Source organism: Halochromatium roseum (assembly GCF_016653315.1).
GTDB classification, from domain to species: Bacteria; Pseudomonadota; Gammaproteobacteria; order Chromatiales; family Chromatiaceae; genus Lamprobacter; species Lamprobacter roseus.
Genome location: NZ_NHSH01000057.1, coordinates 41,830 through 62,009 on the forward strand (window position 1 = coordinate 41,830; position 20,180 = coordinate 62,009).

Annotated in this window: 18 protein-coding genes; 11 read left to right on the forward strand and 7 right to left on the reverse strand. The window is 62.7% G+C overall.

The features are described from left to right. Positions 1–167 precede the first annotated feature (167 nt). Both CCR96_RS11665 and CCR96_RS11670 read left to right on the forward strand, forming a co-directional pair. On the forward strand, positions 168–878 hold the full coding sequence (locus CCR96_RS11665) for an electron transport complex subunit E (RefSeq protein WP_201220299.1): 711 nt from the start codon (positions 168–170) through the stop codon (positions 876–878). 28 nt (positions 879–906) lie between these two features. After that, positions 907–1,167, forward strand: a complete 261-nt coding sequence (locus CCR96_RS11670) for an RnfH family protein (protein ID WP_201220300.1) — start codon at positions 907–909, stop codon at positions 1,165–1,167. Between the two features lie 44 nt (positions 1,168–1,211). Here the strand turns inward: CCR96_RS11670 and CCR96_RS11675 are convergent, their stop codons facing one another. From CCR96_RS11675 to nifV, 7 genes are all read right to left on the reverse strand, one after another. Beyond that, positions 1,212–5,456, reverse strand: a complete 4,245-nt coding sequence (locus tag CCR96_RS11675) for a PAS domain S-box protein (RefSeq protein WP_201220301.1) — start codon at positions 5,454–5,456, stop codon at positions 1,212–1,214. Positions 5,457–5,572: 116 nt separating this feature from the next. Continuing rightward, a complete protein-coding gene (locus CCR96_RS11680; RefSeq protein ID WP_201220302.1) occupies positions 5,573–6,781 on the reverse strand; it encodes an HD-GYP domain-containing protein in 1,209 nt (402 codons plus the stop codon). Between the two features lie 54 nt (positions 6,782–6,835). After that, positions 6,836–7,864, reverse strand: coding sequence for a peptidylprolyl isomerase (locus tag CCR96_RS11685; protein ID WP_201220303.1), 1,029 nt, complete (start codon positions 7,862–7,864; stop codon positions 6,836–6,838). Beyond that, entirely contained in the window at positions 7,861–8,403 is a 543-nt protein-coding gene (locus tag CCR96_RS11690) for a nitrogen fixation protein NifZ (RefSeq protein WP_201220304.1), read from the reverse strand. The genes CCR96_RS11685 and CCR96_RS11690 overlap by 4 nt, the downstream gene beginning before the upstream one ends. After that, on the reverse strand, positions 8,403–8,798 hold the full coding sequence (nifW, locus tag CCR96_RS11695; RefSeq protein ID WP_200246011.1) for a nitrogenase-stabilizing/protective protein NifW: 396 nt from the start codon (positions 8,796–8,798) through the stop codon (positions 8,403–8,405). The genes CCR96_RS11690 and nifW overlap by 1 nt, the downstream gene beginning before the upstream one ends. Before the next feature lie 166 nt (positions 8,799–8,964). Further along, positions 8,965–9,555 (reverse strand): hypothetical protein, encoded by a 591-nt coding sequence (locus CCR96_RS11700; protein WP_201220305.1) that lies wholly within the window; start codon positions 9,553–9,555, stop codon positions 8,965–8,967. 26 nt (positions 9,556–9,581) lie between these two features. After that, positions 9,582–10,757, reverse strand: a complete 1,176-nt coding sequence (gene nifV / locus CCR96_RS11705; RefSeq protein ID WP_201220306.1) for a homocitrate synthase — start codon at positions 10,755–10,757, stop codon at positions 9,582–9,584. 521 nt (positions 10,758–11,278) lie between these two features. Here nifV and CCR96_RS11710 point away from each other — a divergent pair. The 9 genes from CCR96_RS11710 (at position 11,279) to gvpA (ending at position 20,141) form a co-directional block, all read left to right on the forward strand. Next, a complete protein-coding gene (locus tag CCR96_RS11710) occupies positions 11,279–11,866 on the forward strand; it encodes a hypothetical protein (protein WP_201220307.1) in 588 nt (195 codons plus the stop codon). Further along, positions 11,863–13,332, forward strand: coding sequence for a sigma-54-dependent transcriptional regulator (locus CCR96_RS11715; RefSeq protein WP_201220308.1), 1,470 nt, complete (start codon positions 11,863–11,865; stop codon positions 13,330–13,332). Before CCR96_RS11710 ends, CCR96_RS11715 begins: the two co-directional genes overlap by 4 nt. A gap of 9 nt (positions 13,333–13,341) precedes the next feature. Further along, entirely contained in the window at positions 13,342–13,860 is a 519-nt protein-coding gene (locus CCR96_RS11720) for an Hsp20/alpha crystallin family protein (RefSeq protein ID WP_201220309.1), read from the forward strand. Between the two features lie 71 nt (positions 13,861–13,931). Continuing rightward, on the forward strand, positions 13,932–16,067 hold the full coding sequence (locus CCR96_RS11725) for a CDC48 family AAA ATPase (RefSeq protein ID WP_242518961.1): 2,136 nt from the start codon (positions 13,932–13,934) through the stop codon (positions 16,065–16,067). Positions 16,068–16,078: 11 nt separating this feature from the next. Beyond that, on the forward strand, positions 16,079–16,924 hold the full coding sequence (locus CCR96_RS11730; RefSeq protein ID WP_201220311.1) for a GvpL/GvpF family gas vesicle protein: 846 nt from the start codon (positions 16,079–16,081) through the stop codon (positions 16,922–16,924). Between the two features lie 7 nt (positions 16,925–16,931). Beyond that, entirely contained in the window at positions 16,932–17,795 is an 864-nt protein-coding gene (locus tag CCR96_RS11735) for a GvpL/GvpF family gas vesicle protein (protein ID WP_201220312.1), read from the forward strand. Continuing rightward, positions 17,788–19,245: a PAS domain-containing sensor histidine kinase gene (locus CCR96_RS11740; protein WP_201220313.1), complete on the forward strand. Its 1,458-nt coding sequence runs from the start codon at positions 17,788–17,790 to the stop codon at positions 19,243–19,245. Before CCR96_RS11735 ends, CCR96_RS11740 begins: the two co-directional genes overlap by 8 nt. Positions 19,246–19,268: 23 nt before the next feature. Further along, positions 19,269–19,676: a response regulator gene (locus CCR96_RS11745; protein ID WP_201220314.1), complete on the forward strand. Its 408-nt coding sequence runs from the start codon at positions 19,269–19,271 to the stop codon at positions 19,674–19,676. Positions 19,677–19,922: 246 nt separating this feature from the next. Next, positions 19,923–20,141 carry a gas vesicle structural protein GvpA gene (gvpA, locus tag CCR96_RS11750; protein ID WP_200245878.1) on the forward strand — a complete coding sequence of 73 codons (219 nt, stop codon included), beginning with the start codon at positions 19,923–19,925 and terminating at the stop codon, positions 20,139–20,141. Positions 20,142–20,180: the final 39 nt, after the last annotated feature.

The window sequence follows — 20,180 nt, forward strand, 5'->3', positions numbered from 1 at the left end:
ACTCCCGCTCCAAGCATTGTGGTTAAACCATGTCCAGGAGATAGAAACGTCATTGTTCCGCAGCGGGTGCGGTCAAAACTGCACATCCCAAACTGGACGCGGTTTAGAAGCTGGCTTGATACATGACCTTAAGAACATGACCCCCGATCCAATTGGAAGCGCTCGCGATGACCAAAGACCTTGACGAGACCGCCCCTGAACGCACCCCTTGGGGCCGCATCGCTCGCGATGGGCTTTGGGACAACAATGTGGTGCTGGCGCAGATGCTCGCACTCTGCCCGCTGCTCGCGGTCACCGGTACCGCGACCAATGGCCTCGGCCTCGGACTAGCATCGCTGGTGGTGATGGTTGCTTCGGGACTTCTGGTCTCGAGTCTACGCGGGCTGATCACGCCGCAGGTGCGCATCCCGGTGTTCGTGCTCATCATCGCCACCCTGGTGACTTTGGTCGATCTGGCGATGAACGCCTGGCTGCATGATCTGCACAAGGTGCTCGGGCTCTTTATTCCATTGATCGTGACCAACTGCGCTATCCTCGGCCGCGCCGAATCCTTTGCCTCGCGTAATCGCATCGCGCCGGCGGTCTTCGACGGGCTGATGATGGGCATCGGCTTCACGCTGGTGCTAGTCACGCTCGGCGCGATGCGCGAACTGATTGGCTCTGGAACCCTGTTCGCCAATGCCTCCTTGCTGCTCGGCGAGGCGATGGGCTTCTTGGAGATGACGCTGATCCCTGACTATCGCGGCTTTCTGTTGATGATCTTGCCGCCGGGTGGCTTTCTCGCCCTAGGGTTCTTGCTGGCTGGTCAGCGACTGCTAAAACGGTTGCCGATCTTCAAGCGCCGCGCGCAGTCGGTCTCGTTTGCGTCGCCCGGGTGATTGTTCAACTCAACAAGAGGCTTGATCCATGCATATCGGTGTCGCGTACGCAGACAAGTTCAAACGCACCTGGTTGAGCCTCGACGTCCCGGACGGCAGCACCGTTCGCGAGGCGATCGAGCACTCTGGCCTGCTGCGCCAATATCCGGACATCGACCTCGACATCCAGCGCGTCGGCATCTTCGGCAAGCTGAGTAAGCTCGACGCCAAGGTCAAGGAAGGTGATCGAGTCGAGATCTACCGGCCCATCACTGTCGATCCCGAGACCGTCGAGCGGCGTGAGGAGTGATTCCCATGATCAGTCGGCTGATCAGTCGGCGCATGGGCAAAGCCTCAAGCCTCATCGCTAGACTTGGCGCTAGGCGCGCGAGCCTGGAGCTTGTTGAGCAAGGCCAGCGCATCATCGAAGGCAAAGTCTTCAAGGAGTGCGCCGATCTCATCGACCTCGCGGCCGAGTCCGGCTGAGAGCAGGCTGCGATGGGTCTCGAACACCGACTGGGCTTGGATATAGCCGGCTTCGAGCAAACTGGACAACTCCTCAATGCAGGCTGCCAAGGCAAGGCGATCGACCGACACTGGGCCGGCTGAGGCTGGGCGCGGAGTAGGGGCGCTGGCTGTGGTCTGAGCGGGAGCAATGACCTTGGCGAGTGCCTGCTGTAGCTGTTCGACCTCGGCGTCGAGTCGGCGTGCCTGGGCTTGGGCCTCCAGCAGTGCACTGCCGCCCGCTTGCCAGTTTTCGAGGTTCCTGCTCTGTGGGCCGATCTGATGATCGCCTGGTGCTGGCGTGGATGCTGTTGCTGGCGCGGGCAGTGGTGCTGGCGCATGTCCCGCTGGCAGGGCTGGTCTGGTGGCTCCGTTGTGGCCGCGGCTGGCAATGGCCTGCTCAAGGGCAAAGGCTTGGGCGCGTACTGACTCGGCGCCAAGGGTGGCCGCAACGCCTTTGATGCTGTGCGCCGTGCGTTGAGCCGTTTCGAGGTCAAGGTTGGCTAGCGCTTGCAGCAGACTGGCTGTATCGGTCGCATCTAGGAACCGGCGCAGTAAGCGCTGGTAGAGATCGAGGCGGCCATTGCACGCATGCAGCCCAGCGTTGGTCTCCAGCCCCTCGATGGCTGCGAGCCGTTTAAGGAGTACGTCTGCCTGCTCAGCTCCATCCACCTTAGCGCTAACAGTCGCCGCGGCACTGGCTCCAGCCTCAGCAGACTTGTCATGGTCGTTCAGCATCGTCGCTGGTGGCTCAGCCCCTGACTCGGAGGCTGCGGTGGTCAAAGCATTGACCTCTGTCGAGGCCTCCACAAGCACTCCCTCATTTCCAATATGTCCAACGTCCCTAGGGTTTCCGGCGCCTTGATCTGCCGTTTGATCGCGATTCTGCCCTGCGCTTTGAGGCTGCCTTGAGCCTGCGGCTGAGTGGTTTTGGGCAGCAGCCGGCAGCCATTTGAGCAGCGTCTGATAGAGTCTCTCGGGATCGACCGGCTTGACGATGTGATCGTTCATGCCTGCTTGTAGGCAAGCATCGCGGTCTTCATCAAAGGCATTGGCGGTCATCGCCACGATCGAGGTGTCGTGATGTGCTGGGATCTGCCGGATCGCCCGCGTTGCCTCCAGCCCATCCATCACCGGCATCTGCACATCCATCAGGATCAGGTCATAAGCCTGAGTGCGCGCTTTGTCGACGGCGACTTGACCATCATCGGCGATGTCCGGCTCGATGCCAACGGTTTCTAGCAGTTCACGCGCGACTTCCTGATTGATGATGTTATCTTCAACCAGCAGCAGGTGGGCTGGGGCGCGCTGACGTAGCGCCCGTTCAGCTGCGCCGAGGTTCGGTTCCGCGGCCGCATCGGTGCGTCCGGTGAGGGCTTCTCGGAGTGCCCTGACCAGCCGCGAGGCGGTGAGTGGTTTCGGCAGCAGGCGTACATAGCCGGCCTGGCTCAGTGCCTGTGGCGCCACCTCTTCACTGGCGGCGCTGATCAGCAGGCAGACGGGTGGCCGCGCGAGTCCGAGGCTGTGCAGTTGCTGGCCCACCTCGAGTCCATCCATGCCCGGCATCTTCCAGTCGACCAGGCAGAGGTCGAAGGCGCGGTTCTGCTGCTCGGCCTGCTGTAGCTGCTCGAGCGCCGCCGCCCCGGTGTTGGTGCTGGTGACCAACAGACCCGCCGGCTCGAGCATGGCAGCGAAGGACTCTAGTGCTTCAGGCAGGTCATCGACCACCAGGATACGGCGCCCTTGTAGGCTGGGTTGTCTGGATCGCTCTGGCAATGCCTTGGTCAATTGGCCAAAGGGGAGTTCGACCCAAAAGGTGCTGCCTTGGCCGAGCGCGCTCTCGACGCCGATGCGCCCGCCCATCAGCTGCGTGAGTCGGCTGGAAATGGCCAGCCCCAGCCCGGTGCCACCGTATTTGCGGGTGGTTGAGGCATCGGCTTGCTCGAAGGCCTGGAACAGTCGCTGCTGTTGCTCGGCGCTAAGACCGATGCCGGTGTCGATGACCTCGAAGCGGGTGAGTAACTGCGCGGTCGCAGCCTGCTGAGACTTGAGCTGGCGCCCACTGAGGCGGATACAGCCGCGCTCAGTGAACTTGACCGCATTGCCGAGGAAATTGAGCAGGATCTGACCAAGCCGTAGGCCATCGCCATGCAAACCTGGTGGCAGTGTGCGGGTATCGACCAGGAGTTCGATACCTTTGCTCGCGGCCTTGTCGCGGACCAGGTTGCAGGCATTGTCGAGCACCCGGTCGAGGTCGAAATCAGTCGGCTCAAGCTGCAGCTTGCCGGCCTCGATCTTGGACAGATCAAGGATGTCGTTGATGATGGTAAGCAGGTGATGGGCGGCATCGGAGACCTTCTCGAGGCGTTCGCGCTGGGCAGCGTTGCTGGTCTCGCGGCGCGCTAGATGGGTCAGGCCGATGATGGCGTTCATCGGCGTGCGCAGCTCGTGGCTCATATTGGCCAGGAATTCGCTTTTGGCGCGGTTGGCTGCCTCGGCTGCCTCCTTGGCCTGTTGCAGACGTTGCTCGGCCTGCTTGCGCTCGCTGATGTCAGTAAACGAGACCACCGCACCGATGCTGTCGCCATCGCGTAGCATTGGCGCACTGGCATAGGCGACTGCAAAGGCGGTGCCGTCGGCACGCCAGAACACCTCCTGATCGCATTGCAACGGCTGTTTCGAGTGCATCGAGTGGCGGATCGGGCAGTCTTGCGCTGGATAGGGGCTGCCGTCGGCGTGGCTGTGATGGGTCTGCTCGTGCGCGCTACAGCCGATCAGTGCCGCCGCCGACGGATAGCCGAGCAGGCGCACCGCGGCGCTGTTGGCAAAGGTGATGCGCTCATCCTGGTCGATGCCGAAGATGCCCTCCGAGGTGGATTCGAGCAGCAGCCGTAACTGGTCTTCGCGATGGGCCAGCGCGGCCGCCGCCTGGGCGCTGTCAGTGCGATCACGCGCCTGCATCAGCAGACCGGAGAGTTGCCCCTCGCTATCCCGGAGTTTGAAATAGGTGAAGGCGAGCAGGTGCGGTCTGCCATCCGCTAGGGTCAGCTCGGTCTCGTGCGAGAGGCTGTCGTCGGTGCTGGCCAAGAGCACGTCTTCAGCGTTCTGCATCTCGGCTGCGAGCGCGCGCGGCACCTGGGCGTTAGCGGTCTGACCACGAAACGCCTGCCAGCCGGAGGCGCCGCAGGCGTCAATGAAGCTGCGGCTGACGGCGCGGAAGCGGCGCTCGGCATCTTTGAGGGTAATCAGATCACGGGCGACATTGAGCACGCGCCAAAAGTCGCCACTGACCTCCTCGGCCCAGTCCTTCGCGGCTTGCAGCTCGGCGGTGCGCGCTTCAACCAGGTCTTCGAGCTGGTTGCGATAGGCGTCAAGCTCGGCGGCGAGGCGCTTGCGCTCGGTGATGTCTTGCTTGACCGCGACATAGTTGCAGATCTGGCCCTGAGCGTCGCGCAGCGGCAGGATAGTCGCCGCCTCGGTGCGAATCTCTCCATACTTGGTGCGGTTGATGAACTCACCGCTCCACGGCAACCCGGCGCGCAGCGCCTGCCAGAGCTCGGCGTAGACCGCACCTGGTGTTTGGCCGGATTTCAAAACGCTTGGGTTGCGCCCGAGGATCTCGTCCGGCTGGTAACCGGTCAGCTCGCTGAAGGCATCGTTGACGTAAACGATGCGGGCATCGGTATCGGTGACGACCACCGTCGAGGGGTTCTGCTCGACCGCCATCGACAGCATCCGAATCCGTGCCTCGGCCTGCTTTTCGCGGCTGATGTCACGCCACATGCCGAGGATACAGGGCTTGGCGTCGATCTCGATGCGACGGGTGTGCACTCGGGCATCAAAGGTCGAGCCATCCTTGCGCCGATGGCGGGTCTCGAAATGGGCCTCGCCTTTGGCCGCAATCTCGGCGATCACATTTGCGAGCGCGGTGGCATCCATCTCGGCTTGGATGTCAGCCACGGAGAGCTGCAGCATCTCCTCGCGGGTATAGCCCAGGGCGCGATAGCTGGCCGGATTGGCGGCGATGAAGCGGCCGTTTTCGGCATCGACGAGCTCGATCGCATCGGGCGCGTACTCGAATATCGCCGAGAGCATCGGCTGGGTGTCGAAGCCGGACTGCAGGCGGGGTATGGGACTGACTGACTTTGCCGACGATCCGGATGGGCGACGGGCGAAGAACTGCCGGAATAACCGGCGCGGCAGACTGAGCATCAAGCGCTGGCCTTTAACGCGTCCTGTGATGCGGCTGCTTCGGTATCGGTATTCGCGTCGGCTTTGGCAGCCGTTTCGGCACCAGCTTCGGCATCAGGATAGCTCGCTGCGATCTCGGCGAAGCGTTCACGATTCGCCACGAAGGCGTCGACTACGGCGGGGTCGAAATGGGTGCCACGGCCCTCTAGGATGATGCGGGTGGTCTCCTCCAGGCTCATCGCCGGCTTGTAGACACGCTTATTGAGTAGCGCATCAAAGACATCGGCCAAGGCCATCAGTCGGCCGGAGGCCGGGATGGCATCACCAGCGAGCCCGGCCGGATAGCCGGAGCCGTCCCACTTCTCATGATGGCTGCCGGCGATCTCGGCGGCGATCTCGAGGAAGGCGAAGGCGTCGCGACCCTGTCCCGCCTCCTCGGCATCGGCCTCGGCAAGGCTGGTCTCCATCGCGCAGCGAATGGCATCGGCGCCGATCCGCGCATGGGTGCGCATGATCGCCATCTCGGCGTCGGTGAGCCGTCCGGGCTTGAGCAGGATGGCGTCCGGGATGCCGATCTTGCCGACATCGTGCAGCGGCGCCGCCTTGACGATGCGCGGAATCCGCTCCGGGGTCAGCTCGGCCTGGAACCGCGGATGATCGGCCAGGGCCTTGGCGAGGATCTCGACATAGGCCTGGGTGCGCAGGATGTGCTGGCCGGTCTCGTTGTCGCGCGCCTCGGCCAGGTTGGCCAGCGCGCGGATGCTGAGATCCTGGATCAGCAGGTTCTCGCGCATGCGCCGCGCCACCTCGGCCTCGAGCCAGGCGTTCTGATCGCTGAGCCGATCGCGCGCGTCCTTGAGTTCAAGCTGGGTCTTGACCCGCGCCAGCACGATCGCCGGGTTGATCGGTTTGGTGATGTAGTCGACCGCGCCCAAGCTCAGCCCATGCTCCTCGTTCTGGCTGCCTTCCATCGCGGTGATGAAGATCACCGGGATGGCGGCCGTCTCGGGCGCGGCGCGGAGGCGCTCGAGCACCTCGTAGCCGCTCATGCCAGGCATCATCACGTCGAGTAGGATCAGATCTGGAAAGGGCTGTTTCTCGACCACCTTCAGCGCCCGCTCACCACTATTGGCGACCCGCACCCGATACAGCGGTTGCAGCAGCTCGCCCAGCACGGTGAGATTCTGCGGCGTGTCGTCGACGATCAGGATGCTGTGTTGTTTGCTCATCCGCTCACTCCCTAGACTGCAGTGAGCGCGCAGTGTGCCATAAACGACTGCCTGCTAGCGCGACGGCGGTGCCTTTGGTATCGCTAGGTTCGCCAGCCATTGACGTTGTTGCTCTTTACGGCGGCGCTGTTCGAGCGCGGTATGGATGCGCTGGCGAACCGCGGCGAACGGCAGCGTCTTGGCGGGATGGATGGCCTCGCAAAGCACGATGTGGAAGCCGAGTTCGGACTCGAGCACGCCGCTGAGCTGTCCTGCCGCAAGCGCGAATAACGCGGAATCGAGGGCGGGATAGAGCTGGCCGCGGTTGAGCCTGCCAAGCTGGCCGCCTTCCATCGCGGTTGGGCATTCGGAGCCTTTGCGGGCTTCGTCGATAAAGGCGTTGAGCAGGGCGGCTGGGGCATCGGCCTGGACGCGTTCCGGGACAGTGTTGGTCTGGTTGCGACCCTGAGTGTGGGTTTGGGCGCTGGCCTGGTTGCGTTTCTGCGTGCGGGCTTGGGCGCTGGCCTGTGCTCGCAGGCGCTCGCTGATGGCCACGATGCGTGCGCGTGCGGCACCGCGGCTGTTCTCAGGATAGTCGTCGTTAATCGTGATCAGGATGTGGCGTGCGCTGCGGGTCTCGGGGGAGTCGAAGCGCTCGCGATGCAACTCGTAGAAGAGCCGTTCATCGGCGTCGGTGATCGGCGCATGGCGTGCACCGACGCGCTGCATTACGGCATCGAAGATCAGCTCGCGACGCAAGGCTTGGCGCAGCTCTCGGCTGTTGAGACCATTACGCTTAAGGTCGGCCTCGAACTCGCTTTGGCTCTCGTAACGCTGCTTGACTTCTTGATAGGCGCGTTGGACCTGGGTATCGGGGATCAACACATCCAGCGCTTCGGTACTCTTCAAGACCTGCTCTTCGAGGGCGAAGCTGCGTCTGGCTTGATGCTCGGCTTCGGCAAGCTCTTCGCGTGAGAGTGCTGGGATGTTGCGTTGGAAGCGGGCCGTTGCTGCGCGCAGCAGATGGTAGCGGTAGTGCTCGGGCTCGGCGTCCTGTTGACCGGACGCTGCGGGGTTGGGGGCAATGGCCTGCGATGCGCTCATGGGCTCTGCTCCGCGATGGCGGTCTGATTGCTGCGACTGAGGTCGTGCGTTGCGGTGACCGTAGACGGCGAGAAGGATTCTGGGGCTGGAGCGGGCTCGAGCGCGGACTCCGGAACCTGCAACAGGCTGCAACCTGGGAAGAGGACATGGTAGGCGACCTCGCCGGTTTCCTCGGCCGTGGCTGGCCCGCGCAACACCTTGATCACCTCGCCGATGCGGCCTTGCTCGACCAGCACGCGCCCGCCGCGGCCGAGCGCAATCCGGGCGGCGACCTTTTCGCGCGACTCGAAACGACTCGGCGTCCAGGGGTCGCTGGCCGGCTGCAGTTCCTCCTCACGGCAGCCGACGATGCGATCGCCGTCGAGGAAATGCACGCTGTAGATGATCTGGTCCTGCAGAAAGGTGCCGACATCGCGGACATAGCCGGTGCTGCCGCGGCGCACCAGCAGAGTGCCGGTTGATTGGCCAGGGAAGGTGCCATCGTTGCGCAGATTGCGTAGCACCCGCACCTCGTCGCCGTAGTCGTAGAGCGGCCGCATCAGAGGGGTTGCTCCGTTAGTGAAGCAGGCGCATTGCGGCTAGCGCTCGCGAGGAGCTGATCGAGGCCGACGTTGACCTGCCGCGGCGCGCGCATCTTAAAGACGCGGAAGACCTTTTCGGTGCGTGCATCGGAGCCGACGAAATCTTGGTAGGCGCCGTGCAGGAGGTCGGCATAGAGCCGATAGCGGGCAGCGGCGCTATCTGGCGGCTCGTCGATCTCGCCGAGGTAGTCGTGGAAGCGTTGCAGGATGTGTAACCGATTCACATGCACGATGCTCGGCTCGAAGGTGACGCCGAAGTAGTCCAAAAAGTCTTCGGCGGTTTCGAGCTCGTCGAGATCAACCTCGAAGGCATCGATCGAGTCCGGGATCGGATGATTGAGCGTATCGGGCATCGGATTGGTCCTCGAATTCGTCTTCGAATTCGTCTTCGAATACAACAGTGTCGATGTGTTGAGGTCAGCCATGGCGGTCTCCGTTATCGGGTCAAGGTCAATCTGGAATCGCGTGGTATCGGCTGCGCTCCATGCGCGGCGGTCTCAATCGCTCAATTTCAATCGCTCAATCGCCGAGCAGATGGACATTGCCACCGGCGTTGCTGATCTCTTCGCGCCGCACCGCCTTCTCGGCCCAGCTCAGCAGTTCGCTCGTGCCGAGCTGGTCCTTTTGATCGAAGGCGCGCACTGGGGCCAGTCGCTCGATCGCGGCCTGTGGTTGATGTTGGCGCAGGAGCAGCCAAGCCGCGCCCTTAAGCGCTAGGAGCAGAAATCGGGTGCTGGTCATTGAGTGCTGCGCTGCCCGCTCCAGGTCGGCCTGTCTGAGCTGACGCCAGTCCTCGGTCAGGCCGAGCTGTCGGCTGCTCAGCAGGATCGCGCGATCGGCCATCATCACCGCCTCGGCATAGCGGTGGCGGTAATAGAAGAACCGATAGAGCGCGACGATCACCGAGAGATGCTCAGGGGCCTTGAGGTAGGCGCGCAGTAGCGCCCATTCCGCACTGTCGACGGAGGTCAGCTCCAGATCATCCTCGGATGAGCCGTCGAGTGCCTGTGAGCGATACTGTTGGCCGCTCTCGTCGAGCAGCTGCTGGACAGCATCCGGCAGCGGCGTCTCGAAATACATCGCCTCGTTGTCGAGATCGAGCAGATCCATGAGGGTGCCTTGGTCCCGGTATTGGCTCAGGCGAGCCGTCTCTGGCCGGTCGCCGCTGGGCTCCTGGTCTGTTCGAGGAACCGCCGCAGGTCGGTGCTGGCCGGTGCGCGCTTGGTTTCGGTGACGAAGCGGCGCAGCAGCGGTAGCACCCGCTCCGCCTGCATGGCGTTGATGTCGAGCTGCAGCAGTTGCTCGTAGGCGAGCCGGATCGCCTGGCGACCAGAATGCTTGCCGAGCACAATCTGATGCTGGCGGCCGACCTCTGCGGGGTCGATCCCCTGATAGTTCAGTGGGTCTTTGAGCAGGCCGTCGACATGGATGCCCGCCTCGTGGGTGAAGACACCATCGCCGACCAGGCTCTTGTGCCAGCCGATGGCATGGCCGGAGGCCTGCTCGACGAGCTTGGATAAGGCCTCGAACCGGGTCAGGTCAACGCCCGTTGCGATCTTCTGCACATGCTTGAGCCCCATCACGACCTCTTCGAGCGCGGCGTTACCAGCGCGTTCACCAAGACCGTGCACGGTGGTGTTCACATGGGTGGCGCCGGCGCGCACCGCGGCCAAGGTGTTCGCCGTGGCCAGGCCAAGGTCGTCATGCGCGTGCATCTCAATCTCGCAGTCGCAGACGCTGGCGAGATCGCGGATGCGCTCGAAGGTGCCGAAGGGATCGAGTAGGCCGACGGTGTCGGCGAAGCGCAGCCGGCGTGCACCAGCCTGCTGCGCGGCCTCGGCGACCTGCCTGAGCCAGTCGGGATCGGCCCGCGAGGCATCCTCGCAGCCGATACCGACCTCGAGTCCTTGCTCACGCGCGATACGGATCTCCCGGGCGATACAGTCGAGCACCCAGGTGCGGTCGCGGCCGAGCTTGCGGCTGATCTGCTGATCCGAGACCGGGATCGAGAGATCGACCAGATCGACGCCGAGATCGATGCAGGCATCGATATCCGCACTGCACATGCGTCCCCAGACCATCAGGCGCGCGTTGAGCCCAAGGTCAGCGACGGCCCGGATCGAGTCACGTTCGTCTTCGCCCATGGCTGGGATGCCGACCTCCAGCTCGGGCACGCCGAGGGCATCGAGCCCGCGTGCGATCGCCAGCTTCTCATCAAGCGAGAAGGCGACACCGGCCGACTGCTCGCCATCGCGCAGCGTGGTGTCGTTGATGCAGACCCATGGGGGCGTCGAAGTCTCGGTCAGCGACATCGGTCTGAACTCCAATGGCGGATGGTACCGGAGGCAATGTCGGAGCAGCGTCGATCCTGCTGCTTCGGCATCGCCGGTTGCGCGTTATGCGCTTTTATGCAAACCATGGGCCAGATTAATAAATCCTTTAAAATAAATGCCTTATCGATGTGGCGTCGAAGGTTTTGGAGCGACTGCGACTCATTGTGGCCCAGGGCGTGTCGCAGACCCGACAGAGCAAATCGTCACAAGGCCGTACAAGATCGGTGAATCGAGCACCGATGACAGCAGCAGGCCCGCAAAGACCGCAGACTCCCGTTCCGGCTCGCAGGAGGTTCTCAGCATTCAGCACCTGGCACGGTCAGGCTTCGAACGGCCTGGCTTGTTCATAAAGAAGTGTCAAGTGCGGTTGCGCGTTATCCACTCATCGTCGATGGTTACGGTTGATCATTTCCAGTCAGCCAGGCTGTTTCTCAGCTGATGGTTCGACATCACTTGAACGCAACGGCTTCGCAGGCGGGTTGCTCGTCAGGATAAACAGGATGCGAATACTGATCTATCTACCGATTATCCATAGCGCGGAGGAGTTGGGCGGGCTGGCCGGGACCGTTGCTCAGGCGCGGGCTAGCGCGGCCGCGCAGCAACAACATGAAGCGGCGATCAGCCTGGTCTGGGACCAGATCGAGCAGGTGTTGGAGTCGCTTCCAGTTGGCCCTTCAGGCTGGCGCCTCTACCAAGACGGCCTGCCGGTGTGTGGGCAGGAAAAGGCGATCGTCGACGAGCTTGCTGCCGGCGGCAGTCGCAATCACCGGCTCCTACAGCAGCTAATCGAGCGCGGTGCTGAACTCATGGGCACCGAGTCTGGCGACCTCTTGGTCGATGAATACCAACTGCAAAAACAGCTGCTTGCGATCAAAGTGCCGGATGCCGAGAAGGATGTCACGGCAGCGGCCTTATTGAGCCGGCGTGATGCCTGGATCGGTCATCGGATCAACCAGACGCTGCAGCAGGGTGAGGTGGGCATCCTCTTCATCGGACTGCTGCATAACGTCGAGGCCCACCTCGATGCCGATATTCAGCTGCGGTATCCGGTTGGCAAGCCGGCGCTCAGTGCGGCGGAGGTTCGATGAGCGCGGTTGCAGGCCCCGTCGAGGCCAGTCCGAAAGCCTTGATCGTCGATGATGATCAGGATCTTTGCGACATGCTGAGCCTGGTGCTCAGCCGTGGTGGCTTTGAGGTGCGCACGACCCACGACGGCAACAGTGCGCTGAGCTGTGTCAACCAGCGCATGCCTGATGTGATGTTACTGGATGTGAGGATGCCAGGGCCGGATGGGATGGAGGTGCTGCGGCGTGTGCACAGCAGTTATCCGCAACTGCCGGTGGTGATGATGACCTCGTTTGCCGGGGTGTCGCAGGCGGTCGAGGCCATCAAGGCTGGCGCCGCGGATTACCTGCCGAAGCCCTTCGATAACCGGCATGCGGTGAGCTTACTGAAGCAGGTGGTCAAGCAGGCTGAGGGCAGGGCGCTTGCCGGTGCCGCTAGCCAGGCATCGAGTGCCAGCGCCCAGATCAAGACCAACGCCAGCAAAGCGACCTCGCTGCAGAATCATCTCAGGGCGACGATGGGATCAAGCCCGCGCGTGCAGCGACTTGTGCGGGAGATGGCCGCGGTTGCTGAGACCAATTTCTCGGTGATCATCCAGGGCGAGACCGGCACCGGTAAGGAGCTTGTCGCGCGTACCCTGCATGCGTTTAGCGCCCGCTCGCAGGGGCCGTTTGTCGCGGTCGACTGCGGTGCCATCGCCGCGTCGCTGCTCGAGAGCGAGCTGTTTGGGCATGAGAAAGGCGCCTTCACCAGCGCCGATAGCCGCAGTATCGGCAAATTCGAGGCGGCCGCCGGTGGCACGCTGTTCTTGGATGAGATCGGCAACATGCCACTGCAGGCACAGGCCTCGATGCTGCGGGTGCTGCAGGAGCGGGTGCTCTATCGGGTGGGCGGTCAGCAGCCGATCAAGATCGATTGCCGGGTGCTGGTGGCTACTCATGAGGATCTGCAGCAGGCCGTCGAGGACGGTCGTTTTCGCGAGGATCTCTGGTATCGGCTGAATGAGTTTCAGCTCTCTGTACCACCACTACGTGAGCGGCGTGAAGACATCCTGCACCTCGCGGAGCAGTTTCGCCGCCAGGCCGAGATCGATCTGGCGAAGCCGGTGGGGGGCTTCTCCCCGGCTGCGCAGCAGCGCCTGCTGGCCTTCGGCTGGCCCGGTAATGTGCGCGAACTGCGAGCGGTGGTCAGGCGCGCCGCGCTGCTCGCCGAGGAGCAGATCGATGTTGAGCATATCCGGCTGCGGAGCCGAGACCGCTCGGTGTTGGCGGCGGCCGGTTCGCCGGTGACCGCCGCACAGGCGCTGCCCATCGGTGAGCGCTCGATGCGCGAGATCTTATTAGACAACAAGCAGCAATTGGAGCGTGCGCTCTTGGATAAAGCCCTGGGGTTGGCGCATGGCAATAAGGCCGAGGCGGCACGGCTGCTGCAAGTCGATTACAAGACGATCCATAACAAATTGAAACAATTCGGACTACAGCATCAGTGAGGTGAAATGATGACTGATCGATCGCAGGCGGGCGGTGGTATCGAAGGTGTGCTGCATGGTCTCGGTGACCTGGTTGAGAAGCTAGGACAACTGGCCGAGACCGGTGAGCAGCTCAAGCGCAGTGGCCAGTTTGATCTGCAGTCCGATCATGGTCAGGACATGAAGGCCGTCTATGGGTTTTCAGTCAGGTTTGGTGCCGGCGGCGATGGCGCTACCGCCAGCGAGCCGAAGGTAGAGCCCTTTGGCAACGTGCGCCGCGATGAGCAAACCGGTGTCTCGGTGGTGCAAGAGGTGACCGAGCCGATGATCGATGTGTTCGATGAGCAGGACCACCTCAAGGTGGTCGCTGAGCTGCCGGGCATTGCCGATGAGGATGTCAAGCTGGAGCTGGACGAGGACATCCTGCTGCTGCAGGCCGAGCGTGGGGCAAAGAAGTACCGCAAGGAGATCCTGCTGCCGCGTGTCTGCGATCCGAACAAGCTGGCCTACAGCTGCCGCAACGGCATCCTCGAGATCCGCTTGACCTAAATCGGGCGGGCGCGCTAACGCTCATTTCACCTGCTCATTTCACCTGCTCATTTCATCACATGGAGACAACGATGCCCGAGCCTCTGAAGCTCAAGGTTGCCGAAGCCCTTCCCAAAGACGCTGGGCGCGGTTATGCGCGTCTCGATCCGGTCGATATCGACCGTCTCGGTTTACAGCTCGGCGATATCGTACAGATCAAGGGCGCGGGCATGAGTGTCGCCAAGGTGATGCCGGCCTATCCGCAGATGCGTGGTCAGGGCTGTGTGCAGCTCGATGGCATCACGCGTAAAAATGCCGATGTGGCGGTGGATGAGCAGGCGCTGGTGCAGCCGCTGCCTTGGCAGCCGGCGCGCCAGGTGGTGCTGATTCCCAATACGGTCAAGCCCGGAAAGCGCGATCTGGACTATATCGGCGGCCTGCTCGACGGGCTGCCAGTGGTCAAGGGTGATCTGGTGCGCGCCTCGCTGTTCGGTAGCCGATCGGCGGACTTTACCGTCGCCGACTGCGATCCGAGCGGGGCGGTGGTCATCAATCCGACCAGCTCGCTGGTGATTGGCAAGCGCAGTGGGAGCGCCACAGCAGCCCCGCCCAGCACCACCATGACCTACGAGGATGTCGGTGGCCTGCGCACTCAGGTACAGCGCATTCGCGAGATGATCGAGCTGCCGCTGCGTCATCCGCAGGTGTTCGAGCGGCTTGGCATCGATGCGCCCAAGGGCATCTTGCTGCATGGTCCGCCCGGCTGCGGTAAGACCCTGATTGCGCGCATCATTGCCCAGGAGAGCCACGCCAACTTCTTTAGCGTGAGTGGGCCTGAGATCGTGCATAAGTTCTATGGCGAGAGCGAGGCCCATCTGCGCAAGATCTTCGAGGAGGCGGCGCGCAAGGGGCCGAGCATCATCTTCATGGATGAGATCGACGCTATTGCGCCGCGCCGCGATAAGGTGGTCGGCGATGTCGAGAAGCGGATCGTGGCGCAGCTGTTGGCGCTGATGGATGGCTTGACGCGGCGGCAGAATCTGATCGTGATCGCGGCGACCAACCTGCCGAATGCGATCGATCCGGCCTTGCGTCGGCCGGGCCGCTTCGATCGCGAGCTGGCGATCCCGATCCCAGATCGCGATGGTCGCCGCGAGATCCTTGAGATCCATAGTCGCGGCATGCCGCTGAATGAGGATGTGGCGCTGGCGCAGCTGGCGGAGATCACCCATGGCTTCGTCGGGGCGGATCTCGAGGCGCTGTGTCGTGAGGCGGCGATGAGCACCTTGCGCCGCCTGCTGCCAGATATCGGCGTCTCGCTGGCGGAGATGCCGATCGATCGGCTCGCCGGTGTGACCGTTGATATGGAGGATTTTGTCAATGCGCTGCGCGAGGTCGAGCCCTCGGCGATCCGTGAGCTGTTTGTCGAGGTGCCGGATGTGCGCTGGGACGATGTCGGCGGGCTGGATGCGATTCGACAGCGCTTGGTGGAGGCGGTCGAATGGCCGCTAAGCTATCCGCAGCTGTTTGAGCAGGCCGGCGTGCGGCCGCCGAAAGGGCTGTTATTGGCGGGGCCGCCCGGGGTGGGCAAGACCATGATCGCCAAGGCGGTGGCGAATGAGAGCGGGGTCAACGTCATCGCCGTCAAGGGGCCGGAGCTGATGTCGCGCTACGTCGGTGAGTCTGAGGCCGGGGTGCGGGAGCTGTTTCATAAGGCGCGTCAGGCGGCGCCCTGCATCATCTTCTTAGATGAGGTGGATGCGGTGGTGCCGGCGCGCGGTGCGGGCGCGACCGATTCGCATGTGGCGGAGCGGGTGCTGAGTCAGTTCCTGGCCGAGCTGGACGGGCTGGAGGAGCTGAAGGGGGTGTTCGTGCTGGGCGCCACCAACCGCGCGGATCTGATTGATGCGGCCATGTTGCGCCCCGGTCGCTTCGATGAGGTGGTGGAGATTCCGCTGCCGGCCGAGCTGGATCGGCGCGCCATCCTGGCGGTGCATCTGCGTGGTAAGCCGGGGGCGGAGGCGGTGGATATCGAACAGCTCGCGATCAGCACCGATGGCGCTAGCGGTGCTGAGCTGGCGGCGATCTGCAATCGCGCAGCGCTGCGGGCGATTCGCCGGGCCGTGGCGCAGGGCGGTGGTGATCCGCTGGCGGTGGCGGCGGTGCAGCTGGAGCGAGAGGACATCAACAGCGCGTTGCAGGATCTGATGGGCGCGGATGTCTGTTGATGAGAGAGCAGATGAGGATGCATGCCGCTAACCTGCATGCCGCTAACCTGCATGCCGCTAACCTGCATGCCGCTAATCTACCGGCAGCCGGCGAGGCCCTCTATCTCTATGGGGTGGTGCGCGACGCCGAGCCAATGCGGTTGGATATGCCGGCAATGGATGCGATGCGGCCGTTGATGGCGCTACGCCATGCCGGTTTGACGGCGATTGTGAGCGTGGTGCCGCTAGCGGAGTTTCGTGGGCCGCAGGGCGAACAGAATCTCGCTGATCTCGGCTGGCTGGGGCCGCGCGCCTTGGCGCATGAGGCCGTGATCGAGCGCTTGATGACGCAATGCAGCGTCTTTCCGCTGCCGCTCGGCACCCTGTTTTCGTCGACCCAGGCGTTATGGGAGGCCTTGGATGCCCAGCGCCCGCAGATCGAAGCGGCCTTGGAGCGACTGCAGGGCTGTCGCGAGTGGGCGGTCCAGGGGCAATTGGATCGGGAGGCGGCATTGGATGCGCGGCTGGATGAGGCGATCGCGAGCGGGCGTTATGTGCCGGCGACCTCATTGGGGCGGCAGCATCTGGAGAAGCAGCGCCTGCGGCGTGAGCTGGCGCGCGATCTTGATGCTTGGCTGTTGACGCGCACCGCGCCTTTGGCTGAGACCTTGCGTCGGCAGTGTGCGGGCTTTTGTGAGCGGCGCCTCCTCGCCGATCAGGGATGGGTCTTCAATTGGGCGGTGCTGGTGCGGCAGCAGGAGACCGCGGACTTGCATCAGACCCTCGATGAGGCGCGTGCGATCTATAGGGTTTGGGGCTTGCGTCTGCTCTGTAAGGGGCCTTTGGCACCTTATAGCTTTTGTGGCGAGGCGTGCTGAAACGGCCATGGCACTCATGCTCTATTGCATTGGCGCCGATCTCGGCGCAATGCCGTCGCGGCGGTTGGCTGCGGATGAGACGGATGCGGCGCATGGGGCGACTGATGCAGCGAATGGGGCGATCGATGCATGGGATACCCCCTTGCAGACAGTCTCGGCGCATGGCTTGACGGCCTGGGTCGGCGAGATCGCAGAGGTGGCAAAAGATGCGCAAGCGGCACTCGCCTTCGGCCGCGTGATCGAGGCCTTGCATCAGAGGATGACCCTGATCCCGTTGCGTTATGGCTGCCTGTTTACCGATACCGCGGCCTTAGAGGCGCACCTAGGCGCACAGCAGCATCACTACAGGGCACTGCTCGAGGCGCTCAAGGGCTGCGTCGAGCTGAGTCTGCGGATTCCGGTGGCGACTGCGGAGGCTGGCTTGGATGCAGGCCCGGATGCAGGCCCGGATGCAGGCCTGGATGCGGGCTTGCGGATGGACTTGGGGCCGGCGAGGGACCAGGACTCCGACGAGGCAGCGGGTGCTGAGCTGCGGTCTGGATACTCCTATCTGCTTGAGCGCAAACGGAGGCTTGCCGCGGAGCAGGCAGCCGTGCGCGCGGCCGAGGCGCTCGATCAGCCGCTGACGGGCCTGGTGCGACGGCGCGACATCGAATCGGGCTGGTTTGCGGGGCAGGCGATGGTCTCGACACATTATCTGGTGCCGCGGGAACAGTTGCAGCAGGTGGAGGCGGTGCTGCATGCAGCCGCGCTGCGCGGCGCTGCAGAGATCGGCTCCGCACCCTGGCTGTTGAGCGGGCCTTGGCCCCCCTATCATTTTGCTGCGCTCGCGGAACTCTCGCCAGCCGGCTCGACAGATCATCATGTCTGACCCTGGCGATCACGACAACCTACCCCTTGGCTATCAACAACTGCTCGATGGGATTCCCTCGACCGTCTTGTTGGTCAGTGAATCCTTGCGCATTTGTGCCGTCAATCAGCATTTTTTGGAGAAGAGCCGCCGCCGTGAGCGCGATACCATCGGCCGCCGGATTATGGAGGTCTTTCCGCGCGTCATCCTAGAGCGCACCGATCTGCAGACCAACATCAAGCAGGTCTTCCGCAGCGGCCAGCCGATGCGCGGGGAGCAGATGAGTTATCGTGCGCCGGGCATTTCCAGGCGGGTCTATTTCTACTCGATCGTACCCCTGTCCTGTGAGAACGGATCGAAGCGGGTGATGCTGTTCGTGGAGGATGTCAGCGAGCGGGCTCGCCTATCGGAAGAGGTGCGCCGGGTCGAGCGGCGTCTGGCATCGGTGGTCGAAAGCGCCAGTGATATCGTGCTCTCGACCGATAACGAGGGCCGCATCCGCACCTGGAATACGGCCGCTGAGACCCTGACAGGATTATCGGCGGCTGATGTCTCCGGTCGCTGGTTTGCGCAGCTCTGTGCCGATGAAGACTGCGAGGAGGCCTCAAGGGTGCTGGCGCAGATCAAGGCCGGTAGCCAGTCGCAGACGGCGGAATGGCGATTGCCGACCGGCGCTGGACAGTCGCTGTTGGTGTCCTGGGTGTTCTCGGCGATGCGCGATGACTATGGCGAGATGATCGGCATGGTGGCGGTAGGGCGTGATCTCACCGAGCGGCGAGAGCTGGAGATGCATCTGCGCCAATCGCAAAAGCTGGCCGCACTCGGGGTGATGGCCGGTGGCATCGCACACGAGATCCGCAATCCCTTGTCAACCTGCTACTCCGCCGTGCAGTTTCTGGATGATCCGGATCTGGATGCGGATCTGCGCCGTGAATGCATCGATAAGATCAAGGCGAGTGTCGAAAAGGCCTCGGGCATCATTGAGAATCTGCTGCGCTTCGCGCGGCCCTCGGCCGATGATGAGATGCAGGAAATCGATCTCTGTGCCGTGCTACAGGATACGATCGACTTGGTTGCCAATCAGGTCAAGGTGCAGCAGATCAGTCTGACCTTGAGCCTTGAGGTTCCTCAGCTGCAGCTGCGGGGGATTCCGAATCTTCTGCAGCAGGTGTTCTTGAATCTGCTCTTGAACGCCATTAATGCCATGCCGGATGGCGGCGAGCTGCGGGTTGAGCTGCGTCAGGTGCAGAACCTGGCCCTGGTTGATGTGACTGACACCGGTGTCGGTATTCCGAGCAGTGAGCTGCAGAAGATCTTTGATCCCTTCCATACGAGTCGACCGACACCAAACGGCACCGGGCTCGGGCTGTCGATCTGCTATTCCATCATCCAGCGCCATCTCGGCTCGATCAGCGTGACCAGTCGAGTGGGTGAGGGAAGCACCTTTCGTGTTCAGTTGCCGATCCTGTGATAAGGGTCACAGCGGCTTGAGCAATGCCCGAGGTCAGCGTCCTACTGGTCGATGACGAGCCCAATATTTGCTGGGCCATCAAGGCCCTCCTGCGTCCTCCAGGTTATCGGCTACTGAGTCTGAACAGCGGCTCAGAGGCCCTGTCGCGACTTCAGCAGGAGTCCTTCGAGCGCATCATTTTGGATGCCAAGCTCCAGGATATGAATGGGCTGGACTTGGCCGGGCGCATTCGCCTGCTCAATCCCAAGGCCTGGATTGTGCTGGTCTCGGCCTTCTATTACCGCGACGACCCGGCGGTGACCGCGGCCTTGAGCGAGGGCAGTATTCAGCGCTTCGTGGCTAAGCCTTTCTCGCATCAGGTGTTGCTGGACGCGCTCGATCCTGAACGGTCAGCGGCAGAGGGTGCTAGCGAGCCGCTTGCTAGCCGTTAATAATTCTCAATCACTAGGGTTTGGTCGCCATACCTATGGAATCTGTTCCATGGTGTATCGATCAGTATATCAGCAGATGGTCCCGGTGAATGATGCCTATTTGGCCACCGAGTCTTTTTAAATCAATAGCTTGTATTTTTTTTGTTACCTGCTCCGATCTTGGCCCATGCCTTGCTCCCTTATCACTGACAGCGCAACCGCACTGTCTCTGAAGTCAAATGCGCTTTGCCGCATAGGAGTAGTTACATGGCTAACATCGCAAAATCCACTGACTCTTCAAGTCTGGCCGAAGTTGTTGATCGCATCCTCGACAAAGGTATCGTGGTTGATGCGTGGGTCAAGGTCTCGCTGGTTGGTATCGAGCTGCTCTCGGTCGAGGCCCGCGTCGTCGTGGCCTCGGTTGAGACCTACCTCAAATACGCTGAGGCCATTGGTCTGACCGCCAGCGCTGCAGCACCTGCCTGACAGCATGGCAGCCTCGGGGTGAGTTGACCTGTTTGATGC

Coding starts and splice junctions, on each gene's coding strand:
- CCR96_RS11665 (WP_201220299.1), top strand. CDS start 168: ATGACCAAAGACCTTGACGAGACCGCCCCTGAACGCACCCCTTGGGGC.
- CCR96_RS11670 (WP_201220300.1), top strand. CDS start 907: ATGCATATCGGTGTCGCGTACGCAGACAAGTTCAAACGCACCTGGTTG.
- CCR96_RS11675 (WP_201220301.1), bottom strand. CDS start 5,456: ATGCTCTCGGCGATATTCGAGTACGCGCCCGATGCGATCGAGCTCGTC.
- CCR96_RS11680 (WP_201220302.1), bottom strand. CDS start 6,781: ATGAGCAAACAACACAGCATCCTGATCGTCGACGACACGCCGCAGAAT.
- CCR96_RS11685 (WP_201220303.1), bottom strand. CDS start 7,864: ATGAGCGCATCGCAGGCCATTGCCCCCAACCCCGCAGCGTCCGGTCAA.
- CCR96_RS11690 (WP_201220304.1), bottom strand. CDS start 8,403: ATGCGGCCGCTCTACGACTACGGCGACGAGGTGCGGGTGCTACGCAAT.
- nifW (WP_200246011.1), bottom strand. CDS start 8,798: ATGCCCGATACGCTCAATCATCCGATCCCGGACTCGATCGATGCCTTC.
- CCR96_RS11700 (WP_201220305.1), bottom strand. CDS start 9,555: ATGGATCTGCTCGATCTCGACAACGAGGCGATGTATTTCGAGACGCCG.
- nifV (WP_201220306.1), bottom strand. CDS start 10,757: ATGTCGCTGACCGAGACTTCGACGCCCCCATGGGTCTGCATCAACGAC.
- CCR96_RS11710 (WP_201220307.1), top strand. CDS start 11,279: ATGCGAATACTGATCTATCTACCGATTATCCATAGCGCGGAGGAGTTG.
- CCR96_RS11715 (WP_201220308.1), top strand. CDS start 11,863: ATGAGCGCGGTTGCAGGCCCCGTCGAGGCCAGTCCGAAAGCCTTGATC.
- CCR96_RS11720 (WP_201220309.1), top strand. CDS start 13,342: ATGACTGATCGATCGCAGGCGGGCGGTGGTATCGAAGGTGTGCTGCAT.
- CCR96_RS11725 (WP_242518961.1), top strand. CDS start 13,932: ATGCCCGAGCCTCTGAAGCTCAAGGTTGCCGAAGCCCTTCCCAAAGAC.
- CCR96_RS11730 (WP_201220311.1), top strand. CDS start 16,079: ATGAGGATGCATGCCGCTAACCTGCATGCCGCTAACCTGCATGCCGCT.
- CCR96_RS11735 (WP_201220312.1), top strand. CDS start 16,932: ATGGCACTCATGCTCTATTGCATTGGCGCCGATCTCGGCGCAATGCCG.
- CCR96_RS11740 (WP_201220313.1), top strand. CDS start 17,788: ATGTCTGACCCTGGCGATCACGACAACCTACCCCTTGGCTATCAACAA.
- CCR96_RS11745 (WP_201220314.1), top strand. CDS start 19,269: ATGCCCGAGGTCAGCGTCCTACTGGTCGATGACGAGCCCAATATTTGC.
- gvpA (WP_200245878.1), top strand. CDS start 19,923: ATGGCTAACATCGCAAAATCCACTGACTCTTCAAGTCTGGCCGAAGTT.